The organism is Vibrio sp. KMM 9700 (assembly GCF_058545285.1).
In genome coordinates, this window is record NZ_CM178589.1 from 246,676 (window position 1) to 266,678 (window position 20,003).

The 20,003-nt window shown below is 43.4% G+C and carries 16 protein-coding genes; 6 read left to right on the forward strand and 10 right to left on the reverse strand.

Annotated elements, in window-relative coordinates; all coding sequences use genetic code 11:
• Positions 1-81: 81 nt before the first annotated feature.
• Positions 82-1,545: an anion permease gene (locus tag AC2VOY_RS01070; RefSeq protein ID WP_491831796.1), complete on the forward strand. Its 1,464-nt coding sequence runs from the start codon at positions 82-84 to the stop codon at positions 1,543-1,545.
• 103 nt (positions 1,546-1,648) lie between these two features.
• On the opposite strand, the gene AC2VOY_RS01075 is transcribed toward AC2VOY_RS01070, so the two are convergent.
• Both AC2VOY_RS01075 and hrpA read right to left on the reverse strand, forming a co-directional pair.
• On the reverse strand, positions 1,649-2,122 hold the full coding sequence (locus tag AC2VOY_RS01075; protein WP_491832955.1) for an outer membrane beta-barrel protein: 474 nt from the start codon (positions 2,120-2,122) through the stop codon (positions 1,649-1,651).
• Between the two features lie 219 nt (positions 2,123-2,341).
• On the reverse strand, positions 2,342-6,256 hold the full coding sequence (gene hrpA, locus AC2VOY_RS01080; RefSeq protein ID WP_491832957.1) for an ATP-dependent RNA helicase HrpA: 3,915 nt from the start codon (positions 6,254-6,256) through the stop codon (positions 2,342-2,344).
• A 208-nt stretch (positions 6,257-6,464) separates the two neighbouring features.
• Between hrpA and AC2VOY_RS01085 the strand changes: the two genes are divergently transcribed.
• The 4 genes from AC2VOY_RS01085 to AC2VOY_RS01100 all read left to right on the forward strand — a co-directional run bounded on the left by AC2VOY_RS01085 (position 6,465) and on the right by AC2VOY_RS01100 (position 9,565).
• Positions 6,465-6,911, forward strand: a complete 447-nt coding sequence (locus AC2VOY_RS01085) for a tellurite resistance TerB family protein (protein ID WP_491831797.1) — start codon at positions 6,465-6,467, stop codon at positions 6,909-6,911.
• Between the two features lie 51 nt (positions 6,912-6,962).
• Positions 6,963-8,384, forward strand: a complete 1,422-nt coding sequence (gene sbcB / locus AC2VOY_RS01090) for an exodeoxyribonuclease I (RefSeq protein ID WP_491831798.1) — start codon at positions 6,963-6,965, stop codon at positions 8,382-8,384.
• A 133-nt stretch (positions 8,385-8,517) separates the two neighbouring features.
• Entirely contained in the window at positions 8,518-8,877 is a 360-nt protein-coding gene (locus AC2VOY_RS01095) for a CidA/LrgA family protein (protein ID WP_491831799.1), read from the forward strand.
• A 1-nt stretch (position 8,878) separates the two neighbouring features.
• Complete coding sequence (locus AC2VOY_RS01100) at positions 8,879-9,565, forward strand: CidB/LrgB family autolysis modulator (protein ID WP_491831800.1); 687 nt, start codon at positions 8,879-8,881, stop codon at positions 9,563-9,565.
• Positions 9,566-9,675: 110 nt separating this feature from the next.
• On the opposite strand, the gene AC2VOY_RS01105 is transcribed toward AC2VOY_RS01100, so the two are convergent.
• The 4 genes from AC2VOY_RS01105 to AC2VOY_RS01120 all read right to left on the reverse strand — a co-directional run bounded on the left by AC2VOY_RS01105 (position 9,676) and on the right by AC2VOY_RS01120 (position 12,790).
• The gene (locus tag AC2VOY_RS01105) at positions 9,676-10,473 is read right to left on the reverse strand and encodes an amino acid ABC transporter ATP-binding protein (RefSeq protein WP_491832959.1); all 798 of its coding nucleotides are present in this window, start codon (positions 10,471-10,473) and stop codon (positions 9,676-9,678) included.
• 64 nt (positions 10,474-10,537) lie between these two features.
• Positions 10,538-11,203, reverse strand: a complete 666-nt coding sequence (locus AC2VOY_RS01110) for an amino acid ABC transporter permease (protein WP_491831801.1) — start codon at positions 11,201-11,203, stop codon at positions 10,538-10,540.
• A gap of 10 nt (positions 11,204-11,213) precedes the next feature.
• Entirely contained in the window at positions 11,214-11,855 is a 642-nt protein-coding gene (locus AC2VOY_RS01115; RefSeq protein ID WP_491831802.1) for an amino acid ABC transporter permease, read from the reverse strand.
• An 80-nt stretch (positions 11,856-11,935) separates the two neighbouring features.
• Positions 11,936-12,790 (reverse strand): transporter substrate-binding domain-containing protein, encoded by an 855-nt coding sequence (locus AC2VOY_RS01120; RefSeq protein ID WP_491832961.1) that lies wholly within the window; start codon positions 12,788-12,790, stop codon positions 11,936-11,938.
• 323 nt (positions 12,791-13,113) lie between these two features.
• Here AC2VOY_RS01120 and cdd point away from each other — a divergent pair, with 323 nt between their 5' ends.
• Positions 13,114-14,037 carry a cytidine deaminase gene (gene cdd / locus AC2VOY_RS01125; protein WP_491831804.1) on the forward strand — a complete coding sequence of 308 codons (924 nt, stop codon included), beginning with the start codon at positions 13,114-13,116 and terminating at the stop codon, positions 14,035-14,037.
• Between the two features lie 32 nt (positions 14,038-14,069).
• Here cdd and AC2VOY_RS01130 read toward each other — a convergent pair whose 3' ends face one another.
• The 4 genes from AC2VOY_RS01130 to pheT form a co-directional block, all read right to left on the reverse strand.
• Positions 14,070-14,714, reverse strand: coding sequence for a thiopurine S-methyltransferase (locus AC2VOY_RS01130; protein WP_491831805.1), 645 nt, complete (start codon positions 14,712-14,714; stop codon positions 14,070-14,072).
• 303 nt (positions 14,715-15,017) lie between these two features.
• Entirely contained in the window at positions 15,018-15,314 is a 297-nt protein-coding gene (locus tag AC2VOY_RS01135) for an integration host factor subunit alpha (protein WP_491831807.1), read from the reverse strand.
• Positions 15,315-15,731: 417 nt separating this feature from the next.
• Positions 15,732-17,366 carry a peptide ABC transporter substrate-binding protein gene (locus tag AC2VOY_RS01140; RefSeq protein WP_491831808.1) on the reverse strand — a complete coding sequence of 545 codons (1,635 nt, stop codon included), beginning with the start codon at positions 17,364-17,366 and terminating at the stop codon, positions 15,732-15,734.
• A gap of 235 nt (positions 17,367-17,601) precedes the next feature.
• Positions 17,602-19,989 carry a phenylalanine--tRNA ligase subunit beta gene (pheT, locus tag AC2VOY_RS01145; RefSeq protein WP_491831810.1) on the reverse strand — a complete coding sequence of 796 codons (2,388 nt, stop codon included), beginning with the start codon at positions 19,987-19,989 and terminating at the stop codon, positions 17,602-17,604.
• Positions 19,990-20,003 lie beyond the last annotated feature (14 nt).

Here is a 20,003-nt window from a genome sequence, read left to right on the forward strand (position 1 = left end):
TAAGCCTTGAAAGATTAGATTTTGAGGCTTTTTGAGTCTATGTTAAATTTAGCCTTGATCATTTATATTAAAGGTAAATTCATGCATGGACTCAATTTAAAACCCACGCTTATTGCTATTACGCTCACCCTCATCCTCTGGTTTTTAATCCCCGCACCTGCAGGACTTGAACCACACGCTTGGCACCTGCTCGCCCTTTTTGTTGGCACAATTGCTGCGATTATCGGCAAAGCTATGCCCATTGGCGCTATTTCTATTCTTGCCATCACTTTAGTTGCGCTCACAGGTGTGACCAATCCAGATAGCCCAAAGGCTGCAATGAATGATGCGATCAGCGGCTTTTCCAACTCTTTGATTTGGCTTATCGGGATCTCGATTTTAATCTCTAAAGGTCTTTCTAAAACTGGTCTTGGGAATCGCATCGGCTATTTGTTTATTTCTCTATTTGGTAAAAAAACCCTCGGCATTGGCTACTCACTTGCATTTTCAGAGCTCACCATTGCGCCCATCACGCCAAGTAATACAGCGCGTGGCGGCGGCATTATGCACCCTATTATGCGCTCAATTGCCGATAGTTTTGATTCAAAAGGTGATGATCCGAGCCGCAAAAAGCTTGGCGAATACCTAGCCCTTGTGAATTACAATGCCAACCCCATTACCTCAGCTATGTTTATCACGGCGACGGCCCCTAACCCTTTAATCGTCAGTTTAGTCGCTAAAGGCATTGATCCTAGCATTGAAATTTCTTGGATGATGTGGGCATTGGCTGCATTTGTCCCCGGTATGGTTGCGTTAATTGTTATGCCCCTAGTGCTCTACTGGCTTTTCCCACCAGAGCTAAAGCAAACCCCTAATGCAAAGTCGTACGCGAAAGAAAGGCTTACAGAATTAGGCGCCATCAGCCGAGATGAAAAGATCATGCTGTGTGTGTTTGGTTTATTGCTACTACTTTGGGCTGGGATCCCTGCTCTCATATTAGGAGACGCATTTGCTGTTGATTCCACCGCAGTCGCCTTTTTAGGTTTAAGTATTTTGCTTATTACTGGCGTTTTAACTTGGGATGACATCTTAAAAGAGAAAGCCGCATGGGATACCATCGTCTGGTTTGCTGCGCTTGTAATGATGGCAAGTTTCTTAGGCAAACTTGGTGTGGTGGGTTGGTTTTCCGATGTGATTCAAACCTCTATCAGTCATTTAGGTTTAAGTTGGCTGAGCGCGTGTGCCTTACTTGTCGCGGTTTATTTTTATAGTCACTATTTCTTTGCCAGCACCACAGCGCATATCACAGCCATGTTTGGCGCCTTTTTAGCAGCAGGGATTGCTTTAAATATTCCGCCGCTTTATTTAGCATTAATTTTAGCTGGCGCCTCTTCGCTCATGATGTCATTGACCCACTATGCAACTGGCACAGCGCCGATTGTTTATGGTAGTGGTTATGTTCCATTAGGCACTTGGTGGAAAGCAGGCTTTATCATGAGTATTGTCAACCTTGCGATCTGGGGCGTGGTCGGCAGTCTTTGGTGGAAAGTACTTGGCTATTGGTAAGCGCCTTACCCCTTAAATGTAATAAAGCCCAATATGCGAATTCATACATATTGGGCTTTTTAATACTTATATTATAAAGAATATTCAAATATAAAGAATATCTTTATAAGAAGTGGAATGTCGCACTTGCGCTGTAGTTATCAACGTCGTGGTGATCAAAGCCAAAGTTTGTGTACGCAACACCAAGTGAAAGGTTATCAAGTAGGAACCACTCAACACCTGCGCCATACATCAAGTCATAACCATCATCATCGTCCTGACCACCGTCGATATCATACTTGTTGACGCCAACTTTACCGTAAAGGTGAACCGGGCCAAGATCAATGCTCGGTTTCATCGCAGCGTAAACCGTCGTTAAGTCGCCACCATTTGCATCGCCAAGATCCCAGAAACCAGCTTCTAGACCGATAATAGGCAGAATACCTGTACCAATATGGAAACCATACGCAGTTTCGCTATCGCCATGCTTTTGATCCGAATCAGCGATACCGATGTTACCACCGGCATATAACCAAGAATCCGCCATTGCAACATGGCTTGCACCAAGAAGCGCGACTGCAAGAAGAGTTTTTTTCAACATGTGTTTAGTCCTTTTTGCCCAATTTATTACATACCATTGTAATCTTAAGCACAGTTCATCAAAATGTGGGCTTGATATTTGCCTAATACTAGCCAAAAATCAAGCCAATTTACTTTTATTTATCAAAATTTTACAAACAAAAACATTATATCTGATTTACGCACAAAGCTTAATCAAACATTGTTTTATTTATAATCACCTTCATTTTCAAAGTGATTAAACAGCATCAATCGCCTGCAAAATACGTTTATCGGACACAGGATACGGTGTGCCCAATTGCTGCGCAAAGTAACTGACGCGCAGCTCTTCAATCATCCAGCGAATCGCTTTCACTTCATCAGGCACCACCGCGCCTTTTGGCACTTTATTTAACAGTCCCTTATAGCTTTCGGTGACGCTTTCAATTTTAAGCATTTGTAATCTATCTTTATTTGGGTCGATTGGCAGCTTCTCCATACGACGTTCAATCGCTTTCATATAACGCAAGATATCAGGCAGTTTTTGCCAACCGCAGTCGGTCGCAAAGCCTTTATAAATGAGCCCTTCCATCTGCGCTTTGATGTCTGAGAGTGCAAACGCCATGGTAAAATCAACCTTGCCTTTAAGCTTTTTGCTGATATTAAAGGCCGTGGTTAAAATCGCTTCCACTTGTTTAGCGATTTCGACAACCGTGTCCCCTAATTCAGCGCGCACATGCTCTTTCAGGGCTTCGAATTTCTCCGCTTCCCAAACCAAACCACCTTGCTCGCCGATAAGTTTATCAATCCCGCATGCGATGCAATCATCAATCAGATCTAAGACGCGACCATAAGGGTTAAAATATAACCCAAGCTTTGATTTGTTCGGCAGATTTGCATGCAAGTATTTCACTGGCGATGGCACATTGAGCAAAATTAAACGGCGTTGCCCTGCGCGCATCGCATCTTGTTGCGCGACTTCATTATCAAAGAGCTCAATCCCGACACTGTCTTTATTATCGACAATGGCAGGATATGCTTTGACTTCAAACCCGCCACGCTTTTGGGTATAAACTTGTGGCAGTTCGCCAAAGCTCCAAGTATGCAGATCTTTTTGCTCGATATCATCATCCGCGACTTGAGATAAGGTCTCTTGCACCTTGTCTTTAAGCGAATCTTTGAGCTCATATAAATCTTTGTTTTCTTTAAGTTTACGGTTTCGATGATCGACTGCTCTAAAGGTAATTTTTAAATGCTCTGGGACTTGCTCAAGCTGCCAATCTTCACGCAGCACTTCTACACCCGTCATGCGGCGCAGCTCTTTTTCTAGGCTATCAAGCAGCGGTGCTTCCAACGGGGTGACGCGTGCTAAAAATGCATCGGCGTAGTTTGGCGCTGGCACAAAGTTACGACGCAAACTCTTTGGCAATGACTTAATTAAAGCGACAACTAGCTCATGGCGCAGCCCCGGAATTTGCCAATCAAAGCCAACCGGCTCAACTTGGTTAAGCACTGGCAGCGGCAGATGCACAGTCACACCATCGTTATCTTCACCCGGCTCAAATTGATAGCTTAATTTGAGTTTAAGCTTATCTTGGTGCCAAAAGTTTGGATAATCGAGATCCGTGACATGGCTAGCATCGCCTTTAAACAGCATGTCTTTTTCAAAGTTAAGCAGATCTGGGTTTTCGCTGCTGGCTTTCTTCCACCAAGAGTCAAAATGACGGCCAGACACCACTTCAGTGCCCACCCGTTGATCATAAAAATCAAACAAATCATCATCATCTACCAAAATATCGCGGCGACGGGATTTATGCTCCAGATCTTCAACCTCTTTGAGCAGCTGACGGTTTTGTTTGAAGAAGCTATGCTTGGTTTCCCATTGCCCTTCGACCAAGGCGCTGCGAATAAAGAGTTCACGACTCACGCTCGGATCGATGGCGCCATAGTTAACCAAGCGTTTTGGCACGATCGGCAAACCATATAAGGCCACTTTTTCATATGCCATGACAGCAGCGCGTTTACGTGACCAATGCGGCTCACTGTAACTGCGTTTAACTAAGTGCGCAGCAAGCGGCTCAATCCATTCTGGTTGAATTTTAGCGACAATGCGTCCCCAAAGTTTGGAGGTTTCAACCAACTCGGCGCTGATAATCAATTTCGGCTGCTTTTTAAATAAACCTGATGCTGGGAAGATATGAAAGCGAGCATTACGCGCGCCTTGATAATCATTCTTCTCTTGATCTTTGATCCCGATGTGCGACAGCAAACCAGATAAAAGCGCCGTATGCACTTGATTATAATTGGCTTCTTGGCTATTGAGTTTATAGTCCAACTCACGCATCACTTGATGGACTTGAAAATACACATCCTGCCATTCACGAATACGCAAATAGTTTAAATACTCTTGCTTGCACTGTTTTCTAAACTGATTGCCAGAGAGCTCTTTTTGCTGCTTTTTAATGTAATTCCAAAGATTTACAAAAGTTAAAAAGTCAGAGTCTTCATGGAAGAAACGGCGATGCTTATCATCACTGCTTTGCTTTTTATCCGATGGACGCTCACGCGGATCTTGAATCGATAACGCTGAGGTGATCACCATTATCTCATGCAAGCAGCCAATTTTTGCGCCTTCGAGCACCATACGCGCAAGTCTTGGATCGATTGGTAAACGTGACAATTCACGTCCCATCTTAGTAAGGCGTTTTTTCGGATCTTTGGCATTTGGATTAATCGCGCCAAGCTCTTCTAACAGACGCACGCCATCTTGAATATTGCGTTTATCTGGGGCTTCAACAAATGGGAACGCACCAATATCACCAAGCCCGAGCGCCGTCATTTGCAAAATAACTGACGCTAAGTTGGTGCGCAAAATTTCAGGATCGGTAAACTCAGGACGCGCGTTAAAATCATCCTCAGAATAAAGGCGAATACAGATACCTGCGGCAACACGACCACAACGGCCTTTACGCTGGTTGGCGCTGGCTTGGGAGATTGGCTCAATCGGCAGACGCTGCACCTTGGTGCGGTAACTATAACGGCTAATACGCGCTGTCCCCGGATCGATCACATATTTGATCCCCGGTACCGTCAATGAGGTTTCCGCGACGTTAGTTGCGAGCACAATTCTGCGCCCAGAATGCGGCTGGAAGATTTTGTTTTGCTCACCAGCAGACAATCTGGCATACAAGGGTACAACTTCCGTATCACGCAGCTTATGCTTAACCAAAGCATCATGGGTATCACGAATTTCGCGCTCACCATTCATAAAGATCAAGATATCACCAGGGCCTTCATCGGCAAGCTCATCCACCGCATCTAGAATGCCTTCGATTTGATCTTTTTCAGCGCTGTCATCCTCCCCGCCAAGTGGACGATAGCGGGTATCCACTGGGTATGTGCGCCCAGAGACTTCTATCATCGGCGCCATTTGCTTGGTTTTGACATCGCTAAAATGCTTGGCAAAACGCTCTGGATCGATTGTTGCTGAGGTAATAATAACTTTTAAATCAGGACGTTTTGGCAGCAGCTCTTTTAAATAACCCATGATGAAGTCAATATTTAAGCTGCGTTCGTGCGCTTCATCGATAATAATTGTATCATATTGATTTAAATAGCGATCATGACCGATTTCTGCCAATAAGATACCGTCTGTCATGAGTTTGATTTGAGTATCATCGCTGATTTGATCGTTAAAGCGGACTTTATAACCGACAATCGAACCAAGTTCGGTTTGCATTTCACTTGCAATACGGCTGGCCACCGAACGCGCAGCTAAACGTCTTGGCTGGGTATGGCCAATTAAACCAGCTTTACCGCGGCCAAGTTCGCTACAAATTTTTGGCAACTGAGTAGTTTTACCCGAGCCCGTTTCACCCGCAATAATCACTACTTGGTGATTGGCAATCGCTTCTTTAATTTCATCACGCTTTTGCGATACCGGCAGATCTTCTGGGTATTCAATATGAATCGGCTTTTGAATGCGATTTTGCAGCGTCATCATAGATTTTGCCATATCAAAGGCAATTTCATCAAACACCGCTTGTCTTGCGGCTGGCTTTTTAATTTTTGCGGCGCCAGAGATACGCTTGCTGAGGCGAAAGCGATCACGCTGCATGCAATCTTTGAGCGCTTTGCGTAGACTTTGCGGCGTATTTTGTTGTGCTTGAGGCATATCTTTCGATTGCGCTTGAGAGTCGCCTTGCTGCTGCGATGGCACTTGCGTATCTGGTTTGGGATGAGATGACTGCTTAGGGGATGATGAATGCGTCAAAGTGTGTCCTGTCAAATCTAAATATAAAAGTAAATTGCCCATAGAATAGCATATTCCCCTCTTCTAATGGTACCCTAATGCTTGTTTCCATATACTTAGGAGTGCACTTATGTTTAGCAAAATTAAAACCTTTTTCGATTCTGTCTCAGAGCAACTGAGCCAAGATGCGAAACCTGCGATGGATCCTAAACCTGCGATTGCTGCGCTCTTATGCCAAGTCACCCAAGCCGATCACAAGGTTGAAGACGCTGAAAAAAGCGCCATGGTGCATCAGCTATGTGGCCTACTCTCAATTGAAGCGCCAGAAGCCCAAGCCCTTATTGACACGGCATTAGTTGAAGCGGAGCAAGCCACATCTGTGTATCAGTTTACCGATGAGCTGCGCGATTTGTCTTACGAACTGCGCTTTGATTTGATTGAATCCATGTGGCAAGTTGCCTTTGCCGACAATGAATTAGACCCGATTGAAGAAGCTGTGATCCGTAAAGCCGCTGAGCTTTTATATGTTGATCATCATGACTTTATTCGTGCTAAACTAAAGGTTACAGGGCAATAAGACGCGCCCTTTTTTAAGACTTTATTTATTTTTAGGCCAAAGACAACACCTATGACCCAATCACAGCCAAGCTTTTTCTTTTTTGATTACGAAACTTGGGGCGTGAGCCCAGCCAAGGATAGACCCTGCCAATTTGCTGGCATTCGCACCGATATGGATTTTAATATCATAGGTGAGCCGCAAGTCTTCTATTGCCAAGTGCCAACGGACTATTTACCCAATCCAGAAGCCTCATTGATTACGGGCATTACGCCGCAAAAAGCCAATCAAGAAGGCTTGCCGGAATATGAGTTTATCGCCAAAATTCATGCGCAAATGGCAATGCCAAACACCATCACCCTTGGTTATAACAATATTCGTTTTGATGACGAAGTGACCCGTTATACCTTGTATCGTAATTTCTATGATCCTTACGCTTGGGCATGGCAAAATGGCAACTCACGTTGGGATTTACTCGATGTGATGCGCACCTGCTATGCGCTGCGCCCAGATGGTGTCAACTGGCCTGAAAACCAAGATGGTATGCCAAGTTTTAAACTTGAACACCTCTCCAAAGCCAATGGGATTGCGCATGAAAATGCCCATGATGCGATGGCAGATGTGATTGCAACCATTGAAATGGCGAAAAAACTCAAAGCCGCGCAGCCAAAACTGTTCAACTACTTACTTAGCATGCGTGATAAGAAAAAGCTCGCTGAGCTGATTGACATTGTCAATCTCACGCCGCTAGTGCATGTTTCAGGCATGTTTGGTGTGGCGCGCTCAAATATTAGCTGGATTGTGCCGATTGCCTGGCACCCAACCAATAAAAATGCAGTGATTGTGATTGATCTAGCCAAAGATCCACGTCCTCTATTTGAGCTAACTAGCGAGCAAATTCAACAGCGTTTATATACCAAGCATGAGGATCTCGCGCCAGATGAGTTGCCTATCCCTGTCAAATTAGTGCATTTAAATAAATGTCCAGTGTTGGCGCCAGCGAAAACTTTAACCGCTGAAAATGCAGCCAACTTAAATGTGGACCGAGAAGCTTGCCTAGCAAACTTAAAGCTTATCAAAGCCAATCCGCAAATACGTGAAACCTTGGCTGATGTATTTTTACAAGAGCGTGATTTTGGCGAAAATACTGATGTCGATACCCAGCTGTATGAGGGTTTCTTTAATCCAAGCGATCGCAAGACTATGGATCTTATCCGTGAAATGTCGCCAGAAAAACTAGCGATTTTTGAGCCAAATGTCGCAGATGAGCGAATTGCCCCACTTTTATTTCGCTACCGTGCGCGTAATTTCCCGCACACATTAAGCGAGAGCGAGATGCAAAAGTGGCAAGCTCATTGTCAAGATTATTACGCCTCGCACTTAGATTCATACATGCTCAATTTAGAAAACCTTGTGCATGAACATGAATCAGATGAGCGCAATATGAAACTTCTCAAAGCCATGTATGATTATGTCGTCAGCATTGCTTCTTAAACTGAAACCTATTGGCGGTAAATTTCAGATTTATATTTGATTTAGATCTCGAAGTTTATCGCCAAAAAGCGCATAATGATCACAATTTTTGATAATTACCGTCATTTTTTGAATCCGTGACAAGGCGTTCATTATGTTAGCTAAACTTCTCAATTACCTCATTTCCGCTGCTCTGATCATGCTCTGCTTATGGGCAGGCAATGGTATCCAACACTTCTTCGGATTATCGGTTCCAGGCAGCGTCTTTGGCATGATTTTACTCTTTCTTTTACTCGCCACAGGGATTGTCAAAGTCCAATGGGTAGAAGCTTCTTCGCAGCTGTTGATCCGCTATATGATCATCCTCTTTGTGCCAATAAGTGTTGGCCTGATGACCCATTTTGGTACCTTAATCGATAATGCAGTCCCTATTTTTGCCGCCTCTGTCGGCGCAAGCATTATCGTCTTAGTCGTTTTGGCTTTAATTTTAGATCGCGTGTTAAAGGAGAAGTAAGATGTGGGTTGTATTAACATTTGTGGTCTTTTTTGCCGTACGCGCCTTGGCTCAAAAACTCAAGCACCCGCTGGCAAACCCGTTATTGCTTAGCATTTTAATTATCATCCCTTTTTTGATGGCGCTCGATGTGCCATATGAAACCTATTATGCGCAAAATGATTGGATGACTTTCTTACTTCAACCTGCGGTGGTCGCACTTGCCTACCCTTTGTATGAGCAATGGCCACAAGTCAAATCCAATTGGCAGATTATTTTACTCGCATGTGGTGTGGGCAGCTTTTTATCTATGTTTACCGCCGGCACCATTGCGGTTGTGCTCCATGCTGAACCGCACTTGGTGGCAAGTTTATTAGGAAAATCTGTGACCACACCGATTGCGATGGAAGTGGCTAAAGGTCTTGGCGGCGAGCCTGCGATTGCGGCGATTTTAGTCTTGATTGTGGGCGTGTTTGGCGCGGTCTGCGCCTACCCTATTTTTGATATGCTAAAAATCAAACACCCGATTGCCCGCGGCCTAACCATGGGCACTGTCTCACACGCACTTGGCACCGCAACTTGCGCAGAGAAAAATCCGCAAGATGCTGCATTTAGCTCATTGGCGCTGGTGATGTGCGGTATTATCACTTCAATCCTTGCGCCATTTATGTATGCTTATTGTCAGTTTTTACAAAGCATCTTAGGTTAATTTTCTATTCCAGCAGAAATGGTTTCAACACAAAAAAGCAGATCCTCAAGATGACAGGATCTGCTTTTTAATTTTTATCAATATAAGTACGACGTCAGCTATTATTGAGCTTATAATTTTAAAAAATCACGTACGCGCTGTGAGTCGGGATCTGTAAAGAATTTACTTGGGCCGCACTTTTCAATCAAAATCCCTTTATCCAGAAATACAACTTGGCTTGAGACTTGACGTGCAAACTCCATTTCATGGGTTACCACAACCATGGTATAGCCCTCTTGTGACAGCTGCTTCATCACTTGCAATACCTCTTCGACAAGTTCTGGGTCAAGCGCTGACGTTGGCTCATCAAATAAAAGTACTTCTGGCTCCATTGCCAAAGCTCTCGCAATTGCAACGCGCTGCTTTTGACCGCCAGAGAGCATACTTGGGTAGCTCTCAAGTTTATGCGACATGCCCACTTTTTCAAGCTGCACTTCTGCCATAGATTGCGCCTCTTGACGCGACATTTTTCGAACGTGGATAAGCGCTTCCATCACATTTTGCTTAACGGTTAAATGTGGCCATAAGTTAAAGCTTTGAAAAACCATCCCAATGCGTTGTCGAATTTGTGCTAATTGCTTATATTTCATTGGCTTTTTAGTCTTATCATCGACACCAATTCGCGAGTCCCCTAACATGATTTTGCCACGTTCAGGTTGCTCTAACCAGTTCATACAACGTAATAAGGTTGATTTACCCGAGCCCGAAGATCCTAAGATACTCACGACTTCGCCAGAATAAATATCTAAGTTGATATCACGTAGCACTTCAATCCCATCAAATTGCTTAGAGAGCTTTTGTATCGACAAAATTGGCGCTTGCGCTGTTTCCTTAACAGGTGCGGGCGAAAATGGGGTCACTGTCGCCATATCAAGCTCGGCTTCCATTGCTAAGTCTTGAGCATTTGTTGCTGGCTTTTGAATACTAGATGAATTAAGCATAATTAAGTCCTTTTTGCTGCGCTTTGATGCTGATACGTTTAATGACTAATTCAACCGCTAAACTTATTAACCAATATAAAGCAATCGCCACAACAAAGGCTTTCATTGGGATAAAGTAAGTCGATTGCACACTGTTGGCTGCTGCTGTGATTTCAGCCACTGTGATGATGCTCAAAAAAGCCGTATCTTTTAAACAAATAATCAATTGGTTGGCGATTAAAGGGAGTGAACGTAAACACACATTGGGCAAGATAATCCGCAAAAATATTTTGTATTGGCTAAATCCGCACGCATGCGCCGCTTCGATATAACCTGGGTCTAAACTTTTTCGAACCCCACGGAAAATCTCACAAAAATACATGCTGTGATAGAGACACAATGAAAGTAACCCAGCTTCAAATGCATCCATACGCACGCCAACTTGTGGCAAGCCGTAATAAAACAGATAAACCAAGATTAAAAAAGGAATGGTACGGATGATGTTAATCATTCCTTGGATCAGATATTTAAAAACAGGCCTTGCCCGCTCTAGGCGATACAAGAGCACAAATCCGATAATAAAACTGATGATTGATGCAACGACAAAAAGTACTAAGGTCGTCAAAAACCCATCAATAAAGATCTCTCTTTGTCCCCAAATCGTTTCCCATTGGCTCATGATATTCTCCTTAGCTCGATATATAACTTGCGCGTTTCTCTGCGATGGCTTGCAGTTTTACAAACAAGCTAATGATCAGCATATAAATGAGACCAGCCCATAAGATAGGCGTTAACGCATCATAGGTCACGGCTGAAATCCGATTGGTCACACGGGTTAAATCGACCACACCTAAGACAGCAATCGCGGGGCTGCCTTTGATTAAAAAAGACATTTCATTGACTAAAGCTGGCAGGCTTAAAATCCACATTTGCGGGAACATGATGCGGCGAAAATATGTTAAGCGACTCATGCCTAAGGTTTGCGCGGCTTCAATTTGCCCTGTTGAGAAGTTTTCTAATGCATTGCGCCAGATTTCTGCATTAAAGGCTGCTGTGTTTAAAGTCAGCGCTAAAATAGCTGTATATTCTTTATCTAGGTTAATCCCAAAGCTTGGAAAGGTAAGAAAGATAAATAGAGCTAATGTGATAAGTGGTGTCGCACGAGTACCACTAATATAAATAGCTAAAATTTGGTCAATAATTGGTATTTTGAGCATTCGAATTAATGCAATGATTAATCCTGCAATCACACCAATGATAATTGAAATCAAACATATCCAAGTCGTCGTCCAAGCACCTTGGAATAATTGTTGCCATGCGTACTCATCCATACGTGCCTCCTGCTTCCTGCTTCCTGCTTCCTCACTAAGGCTATGACAACAAAGCGCTATTGCCATAGCCTAAGCTGTCGTTATTTCACCATGGTTAATTCTTTATATTGGCTTTCAGAGGTAATTGCTTCGCTTGGTAGCGTCTCAAAAGACTCACCAAACCATTTTTCTTGTAGCTCAGCCAAGCGCCCAGTCTCTTTTAAGTGATTAAAAAACTCAGTTAGATAAGCCAGTAATTCAGGATTGTTTTTTGGAACCGGCCAAGACACAAAGCCTGGACCACTGACTGCAAAACCTTTTTTAAATAGATCAGGTTTGGCTTTCACGACATCATTGACAGAAATGATACTGTTAATCACATAGTCAAGGCGGCCATTTGCAAGATCAGCATAGGCTTCAGGATAAGATTGATATTCAACAACTTTGCCTAAAGATTTACCTTTTGCTTCTAACATGGTTTTGAGTTCAGGTAGACGCTCTAACAAGGCACTGCCTGCTTGCAAACCAACGACTTTGTTATCTAAGTCTTCAAGTGAGTTAATGCTGTCATCATCTGCGCGAGCGACAAAAAAATGTTGCGCAGAAGCAATTGGTGGGGTGAAATTGAAAATATTTAAACGTGCGGGAGTAATAATGGCGCCGGTTAAAGCTAAGTCATATTGACCGGCGGAAACGGATGCAAGCAAGCCCGTCCAAGGTAGAATATCTTGCTCGACTTTAAACTTTTCGCCGCTATAAGTTTTTAATTCATCGAGTAAATCTTTGTTAATCCCTGAAGGCTGACCTTTATCAATAAAGTTAAAGGGTGCATAGTTATCTTCCGTCGCGACTTTTAGCACACCACTCGATTCTATATCGGGTAAGTCTTGCGCTTGAGTAAAGCTTGCGACACTCGCACACACAGTCAGGGTGGCACCTAAAATCCAACGCGTCATTAATTTTGATTTGTTCATCACAAGTTCCTTCTATGATTGTTGTGTGAACCATCATATGTCGGACTTGTTCACTGCCATAGAGCCAGTTATAACTCAAAAGTGTGACAGTCATTTTTGTGGTCATTGGATTAAATTCTCAGCCTGAAAAAATTACATAGTTTAAGGCATAACAATCAAAACGACTGATTTAAAATAAAAAGATGTTTATAAAGGCAATCGATTGGTATCACATTATATGGGAATTATTCTTATATTTTCATATCAATATTTGCGCTATCCCATTATTATTAATAACAATAAAGCTGCATAGCCAAGGACTTATTATGTATAAAAGTGTCGAACAAGCCATTACTCAACTCCCAACGGCAATTCAAGATGATTTAAATACAATCTTGATGCAAAAAGGCATTTCAGCGCACCTTACTGCCGATCAATATCAAACCTTGCGAGAGAAGTCAGGCTTAACTGACTCCGAGTTTAAATTAGCCCTCCTGCCGCTCGCGGCAAGCTTCGCATTTACCCCGATTTCAAAGTTTAATGTTGGCGCTATCGTGCAAGGCGTCTCAGGTAATGTTTATTTTGGCGCAAATATGGAGTTTACAGGCGTGCAGCTTGGTCAAACTATTCATGCAGAGCAGTCTGCGATTAGCCATGCGTGGATGTGCGGTGAACTTGGGATCACAGACATCACGATTAACTACACCCCTTGCGGACATTGTCGCCAGTTTATGAATGAACTCATTCATGCTGATAACTTAAAGATTCAGTTACCTGAACGTGATGCGATGTCACTTAGCCAGCTCTTGCCTGAATCTTTTGGGCCTAAAGATCTCGATATTGCGAAACGTTTGATGGACAACCAACGTATTAATTGCTCTCTTGAAGGGGTCTCAACAGATATTGCGCTTGCCATTGAAGCTTTAAATATGAGTCATGCACCTTATAGCCAAAACTATTCTGGGGTTGCTCTGCGAATGAAAGATGGTTGGATTGCCCAAGGCAGCTATGCCGAAAACGCAGCCTACAACCCAAGCCTGCCACCACTTCAAGTTGCGCTGAATATGACGCGTTTAGCTGGTTTTAGGTTTGAAGAAATCGCGCACGCTGCACTTGCCGAAGCTGCCAAAGCGCAAGTCAGTCATTTAGCAGCAACTCAAGCGGTGCTTGAAATGATAGACCCAGATATTCCACTGGAGTATGTGAGCCTATCCAAAGCCCATGAAGCAGATGATGCGGTAAGCATTTAATCGCTAAGCTTCTCCACAAAACAGCACTAGGTTTAAGCTTCAATCAACCAAACTTCTTCATGGAAGTGGCTTAAGCCTTGCTGAATGCGACGGTGATTTTGATCCGCAATATCTTGATGCAAACGCGTTATTTTCATGCCTTTAAATAATTCTTCGATTTCAGCTTGTGGCACGCTATACGGAGGGCCTTGCAACTGCTCTTGTGGGTAATCAAGGCTAATCAGTAAGATCTTGCCACCGGGTTTTAATACTGATTGCAGACGCTGGGCATATTGAACGCGGATCGCTTGCGGCAAGGCAATTAATGCGGCGCGATCATAGACAAGTTCATAGCTATCGAGTGGCGCAGTAAAAAAATCACCCGTGTAAATCGCCAGTTCATCAAATTCATACAAGGTATGTTGATTATTTAAAATAATCTCTTGCGGGGTATATAAGTGCTCAGCAAAAAAAGCGCGCACTGCTACTTGGCTCAGTTCGACCCCTGTTACGCTTTGGTGACGCTCTGCAAGATAAATTAAATCTTCACTCTTTCCGCACAATGGCACTAAGACTTTATCTTCTGGCTTTGGCTTGAGAGTTTGCCAAAATTGACTCAGCAGTGGATTGACATCTGATAGGTGAAATCCGATTTGGTTATTGGCCCATTTATTATGCCAAATTTCTTGGTCTTGCATCGTGTTACCTCATTATTAGTTTGCATCAAACTAGGATGCAACGGCGCTTATACTGATATCATTACGCAAAGACGCTCAAGCCATCCTTGGTCGCTATGACTTGCATATCCCTATGCAAGTAATCTTTGCTCCATTGATATCAGCACAATCCCCTCCACTCGTCCAGTCATGACCACTTCAGCTTTCAGCATGCATAAAAACAGTAAGTTTAGTTATCATCCCAAAACCATAAGTCATATAAACAAAAAAGACCGCACAAAAATGCAGTCTTAGTATTGCTTAGATTGAATCAAAAATTCGAAATTAATCTTCTTTTTTTAATAATTCAACCCGGGCTTTTAATTTTTGGCCTGGACGGAAAGTAACCACCCGGCGCGCTGAAATAGGGATATCTTCCCCTGTTTTCGGATTACGACCCGGTCTTTCACTTTTATCGCGAAGATCAAAGTTACCAAATCCAGAGAGTTTTACTTGCTCTCCGTCTTCTAAAGCTTTACGAATTTCTTCGAAAAAGACTTCTACTGTTTCTTTAGCATCACGTTTGGTAAACCCAAGTTTTTCAGATAGGCTTTCTGCTAAATCAGCCTTAGTGAGCGCCATATACACGTCCCTCAAGTTAATTACTTCACTGCAACATACAATGCCAATGCATCATCTTTGGATAAAACACCTTAAATGTGGATAAAAAACAACCAACATTTAGATTGTACGCCAACTATTTGATTTTAGCCAATTTCTTATTTTTATTGATTAATTCTGGCTAGTAAACCTTAATCAAAAGGATAAAAATGTTAACAAAATGTAGTACCAATCATACCACGTTCAAGCTATTAAAAAAATATCTAGCTTTACATAAAGTTAGCACTATTTTTTTAATATACCAATCTAAAAGTGAAAAAATAAAGCAAAATACGTCAATTTAAAGTAATTGAAATGATTGAGAATTTATTTTTGTGAGGTTAAACGAAAAATGAGGTAGGAAATCCACCTCATTTACACTTTTATTACAACTGATGTTTATTTCACCAAGTATAAATCTCGGGTATATCTGTTGTCTGATGCATTATCGACTGGGTAACCACCGACTTTTTGTGACTTCAACACAGAGCGTGTATAGAAATATACTGGCGCTGCTGGCATATTATCTGCAAAAATTTGCTCAGCCTGTTGGTAGTATTGCATACGCTTGGTTTCGTCTTTTTCAATCGCGGCATCGGTTAAGGCTTTGTCATATTCAGGGCTTGACCAACCGCCATAGTTTAGGCCATTAGACGCGAAGTAGCTCAAGAATGTTGAAGCTTCATTGTAATCTCCCACCCATGCATAACGCGCGACGCTAAAGTTTTTATTGCCAAGAGTTTGCAAGAAAGTCTTCCACTCTTGGTTGGCAATTTTCACCTTAATATGTGAGCCGAGTGCTTTTTTCCACATAGAAGAAACCGCGACTGCAATTTTCTTATGTGACTCACTCGTGTTATAGATGAGTTCAAACTCAAGTGGGTTGTCGGCATTAAAACCTGCTTCTTCAAGAAGTTTAGTCGCCTGCTCGTTACGCTCTGCTTGAGTCAGTTTACTCCAAGCTAATTCTGGAACATCAAAGCCTGCAACCGCTGGTGGTGTGTTGCTATACGCTGGCAACTGACCTTGACCTAAAATGCGCTGCGCGATAATGTCACGGTCAATCGCATAGCTTAAGGCTTTACGTACACGCACATCATCAAATGGTTTTTGCTGCAAGTTAAACAAATAATAATATGTGCCAAGCGATGGCATGGTTAAGAGCTCATCTGGGTAATCTTTTTTGATTTGCTTATATTGCTCAAGCGGGAAGGTCCAAGTGATATCAATTTCGCCAGTGCGGAAGCGGTTATACTCAGCGTTTTGATCATCAATGGGTAAATATGTGACCTTGTTAATCACAGTTTTCGCATTGTTCCAATATTTCTCATTGCGCACCATCTCAAGTTTTTCATTGACCACCCAATCACTTAAAGTGTAAGCACCACTCACAACAATATTTTCAGGTTTGGTCCACGCATCACCGAACTTATCAATCACAGCTTTTGGCACAGCAAAGGTTGATGGGTGGGTTAAGGTTTTAAGAAAATATGGACGCGGGCTTTCGAGCGTGACTTCAAGGGTTTTGTCATCAATGGCTTTGACTGCAAGCGTTTCTGGTTTCGCCTCGCCTTTAGTAACGGCAGCTGCGCCCTTCACCCCAGCAGTTTCTAGATACCATGAATAACTTGAGCCAGTATTTGGATCAACCAAGCGGCGCATGCTGTAGACAAAATCTTGGGCTGTAATTGGCGAGCCATTGGACCACTGCGCATCACGCACTTTAAAGGTATACACAAGGCCATCATCCGACACTGTCCAAGACTCTGCCAAGGCTGGGATCACATCCCCTTTTAAGTCTTCCGTCACTAGGCCATCAAACATGTCACTGATCGCCGCCGAGCTTGAAGTATCGGAAGTTTTGGTTGGATCAAGCGTTGGGACTTCAGTTCCTATGCCGCGCACTAGATCTTGATTTTCAGCCAAGGTCACTCCGGCTGGCACTTCTGCGGCAACGCTTACGCCTGCAAATAACGGCGCAGCCAATGCAATGCTTGCTGCCAAAAGTGTTTTATTTAGGTTTTTCAATTTCATACTATCCTTAGCTCCTTTTCCATATAAAAAATCCTTCTATATTTCAAGATACCCTAAGTCTCAGTTAAAACACAAGTTTTTCAATCAATTCGACATTTTTTAGACATAAAAAAACGCTGCCCCAAATTGAAGCAGCGTTAAAAATATTATATATAACTCTTATAGACTTGAGTCACTCACAAGCGTTCCAAAATAATGCGAATATTGTGAGTGATTCAACTATAACCAAGTTATATTAATCGCGTAATTGCGCATCATAAGTTGATGTCACTTTTGCAAGCACAGCGTCGACACAGCCGCTAATGTCTGCATCTTCAAGCGTGCGCTCATCAGACTGAAGCACAAGTGCAATCGCAAGGCTCTTCTTGCCTTCTTCAACGCCTTTACCTTGGTAAACATCAAAGAGTTTGGCATCTTTAAGAAGTGGCGTTTCAGCGCTTAGACACGCAGCAACGACATCACCACTTGCTAATGACTCATCCACAACCAATGCGATATCACGACGGTTTGCAGGGAACTTAGACACAGTCACAGCTTCTGGCAATTCGCGTGTATTAATTGCATCCCATTGGATTTCAAAGATAATTGTGCGACCGTTTAAGCCAAACTTACGCTCAAGCTCTGGGTGAACCGTACCGATCACGCCCACTTCTTTGCCATCAAGGATGATTGCTGCTGCTTGCCCTGGGTGCAGTGCTGGGTGCTTGGTTGCGCTAAATTGATATGCGCCTGCATTTGCCGTTAGCTCAAGCGCAGCTTCTAAATCACCTTTTAGATCAAAGAAATCAACTGTATTCGTTTCTAGTGACCAATGCTCTTCAGATTTAGTGCCTGCAATCACGCCGGCTAACATCATTTCTTGACGAATGCCATTTTCCGCTGATGCATCAGGAGTGAAACGTAGGCCTGACTCAAACAGACGAACACGCGGCTGCTGACGTTTTTGGTTATAAGCAACTGTATTTAAAAGACCTGTCATTAGGCTTAAACGCATGGCAGACATATCGGCAGAAATTGGGAATGGCAAGATTAATGCATCCACTTCTGGCACGATTAGTTTTTGCTGCTCAGGCTCAACAAAGCTATAGGTCACAGCTTCGTGATAACCACGATCAACAAACAAATCACGCACGCGTTTTAGCGGCAAGTTTGCTTCTTTGTGTGTATTCATAGTTAACGCGGCAACTGGCGCTTGATTTGGAATATTGTCATAACCATAGATACGGCCAACTTCTTCAATCAAATCTTGCTCAATCGCAATATCAAAACGCCAGCTTGGTGAAACGGCTGACCAACCTGTATCGGTTGTGCTCACTTCACAGCCAAGACGAGTAAGGATATCTAACACATCCGCATCTTCGATATGGTGACCAAGGAGCGAGTCAAGTTTGCTGCGGCGCAGTTCAACTTTGTTTGCTGTTGGTAGATTTGCAGTGTTTTCAGCGCGTGCGATTGGCGCAACGTCGCCACCACAAATTTCAACCAGTAACGCAGTTGCGCGCTCAATAGCCGCTTCTTGCAGTGTATAATCCACACCACGCTCAAAACGTAGTGATGAATCTGTGTGTAGACCATAGCTACGCGCACGGCCACGGATTGCGTCCGGTGCAAAGAATGCTGATTCAAGTAAAATATCTTGCGTTTCAAGCGTCACGCCTGAGTCTTGACCACCAAAGATACCTGCAATCGCAAGTGCTTTGTTTTGATCGGCAATCACAAGTGTGTCAGCATTAAGTTTGGCTTCGTTGCCATCAAGGAGGGTTAAGGTTTCGTCTTGATTTGCCATACGAACCACAATGCCACCTTCAACTTTTGACAAGTCAAATGCGTGCATTGGTTGGCCTTGCTCTAACATCACAAAGTTTGTGATATCGACAACAGGATCGATCGAGCGAATACCACTGCGACGCAGTTTTTCTTGCATCCAAAGTGGTGTCGTTGCATTGACATTTACGCCACGGATCACGCGTGAAAGGTAACGTGGGCAAGCGTTGTCTGCTTGAAGATCGATAGATACTGTGTCTTCGATGCTGCTTGCAACCGGTGTGATTTCTGGGTAAGTCACGTCAAGACGATTCAATACACCCACTTCACGACCAAGACCACGTAGGCTAAAGCAATCCGCGCGGTTTGCCGTTAAGTCCACATCGATCATTTTATCTTTCAAAGAAAGGTATGACTTAAAGCATTTACCAAGCGGCGCATCTTCAGGCAACTCTAAAATGCCGTCTGACTCCACATCAATGCCAAGCTCTGAGAATGAACACAGCATACCGTGTGAAGGTTGACCACGCAGTTTTGCTTTTTTGATTTTAAAATCGCCTGGCAGTGTAGCGCCAACGGTTGCAACGGCAACTTTTAAGCCTTTACGGCAGTTTGGCGCGCCACAAACGATATCAAGCAACTCTTCTGCGCCGATATCTACTTTCGTCACGCGAAGTTTGTCAGCGTCAGGGTGTTGCTCACACTCAACCACTTGACCAATTTTTACGCCGCAAAAAGAACCGGCAACAGGTAAAACGTCGTCGACTTCAAGGCCAGCCATAGTAATTTGATGCGCTAGTGCCTCGGTATCATTGTTTGGGTTGACCCACTCACGAAGCCAAGATTCGGAAAATTTCATGTGTACTAGCCTCT

What these genes read in the sequence shown, in the direction of transcription:
- AC2VOY_RS01070 (WP_491831796.1), top strand. Translation starts at nt 82, where the DNA reads ATGCATGGACTCAATTTAAAACCCACGCTTATTGCTATTACGCTCACC.
- hrpA (WP_491832957.1), bottom strand. Translation starts at nt 6,256, where the DNA reads ATGCCTCAAGCACAACAAAATACGCCGCAAAGTCTACGCAAAGCGCTC.
- AC2VOY_RS01085 (WP_491831797.1), top strand. Translation starts at nt 6,465, where the DNA reads ATGTTTAGCAAAATTAAAACCTTTTTCGATTCTGTCTCAGAGCAACTG.
- sbcB (WP_491831798.1), top strand. Translation starts at nt 6,963, where the DNA reads ATGACCCAATCACAGCCAAGCTTTTTCTTTTTTGATTACGAAACTTGG.
- AC2VOY_RS01095 (WP_491831799.1), top strand. Translation starts at nt 8,518, where the DNA reads ATGTTAGCTAAACTTCTCAATTACCTCATTTCCGCTGCTCTGATCATG.
- AC2VOY_RS01100 (WP_491831800.1), top strand. Translation starts at nt 8,879, where the DNA reads ATGTGGGTTGTATTAACATTTGTGGTCTTTTTTGCCGTACGCGCCTTG.
- AC2VOY_RS01105 (WP_491832959.1), bottom strand. Translation starts at nt 10,473, where the DNA reads ATGGCGACAGTGACCCCATTTTCGCCCGCACCTGTTAAGGAAACAGCG.
- AC2VOY_RS01110 (WP_491831801.1), bottom strand. Translation starts at nt 11,203, where the DNA reads ATGAGCCAATGGGAAACGATTTGGGGACAAAGAGAGATCTTTATTGAT.
- AC2VOY_RS01115 (WP_491831802.1), bottom strand. Translation starts at nt 11,855, where the DNA reads ATGGATGAGTACGCATGGCAACAATTATTCCAAGGTGCTTGGACGACG.
- AC2VOY_RS01120 (WP_491832961.1), bottom strand. Translation starts at nt 12,790, where the DNA reads ATGACGCGTTGGATTTTAGGTGCCACCCTGACTGTGTGTGCGAGTGTC.
- cdd (WP_491831804.1), top strand. Translation starts at nt 13,114, where the DNA reads ATGTATAAAAGTGTCGAACAAGCCATTACTCAACTCCCAACGGCAATT.
- AC2VOY_RS01130 (WP_491831805.1), bottom strand. Translation starts at nt 14,714, where the DNA reads ATGCAAGACCAAGAAATTTGGCATAATAAATGGGCCAATAACCAAATC.
- AC2VOY_RS01135 (WP_491831807.1), bottom strand. Translation starts at nt 15,314, where the DNA reads ATGGCGCTCACTAAGGCTGATTTAGCAGAAAGCCTATCTGAAAAACTT.
- AC2VOY_RS01140 (WP_491831808.1), bottom strand. Translation starts at nt 17,366, where the DNA reads ATGAAATTGAAAAACCTAAATAAAACACTTTTGGCAGCAAGCATTGCA.
- pheT (WP_491831810.1), bottom strand. Translation starts at nt 19,989, where the DNA reads ATGAAATTTTCCGAATCTTGGCTTCGTGAGTGGGTCAACCCAAACAAT.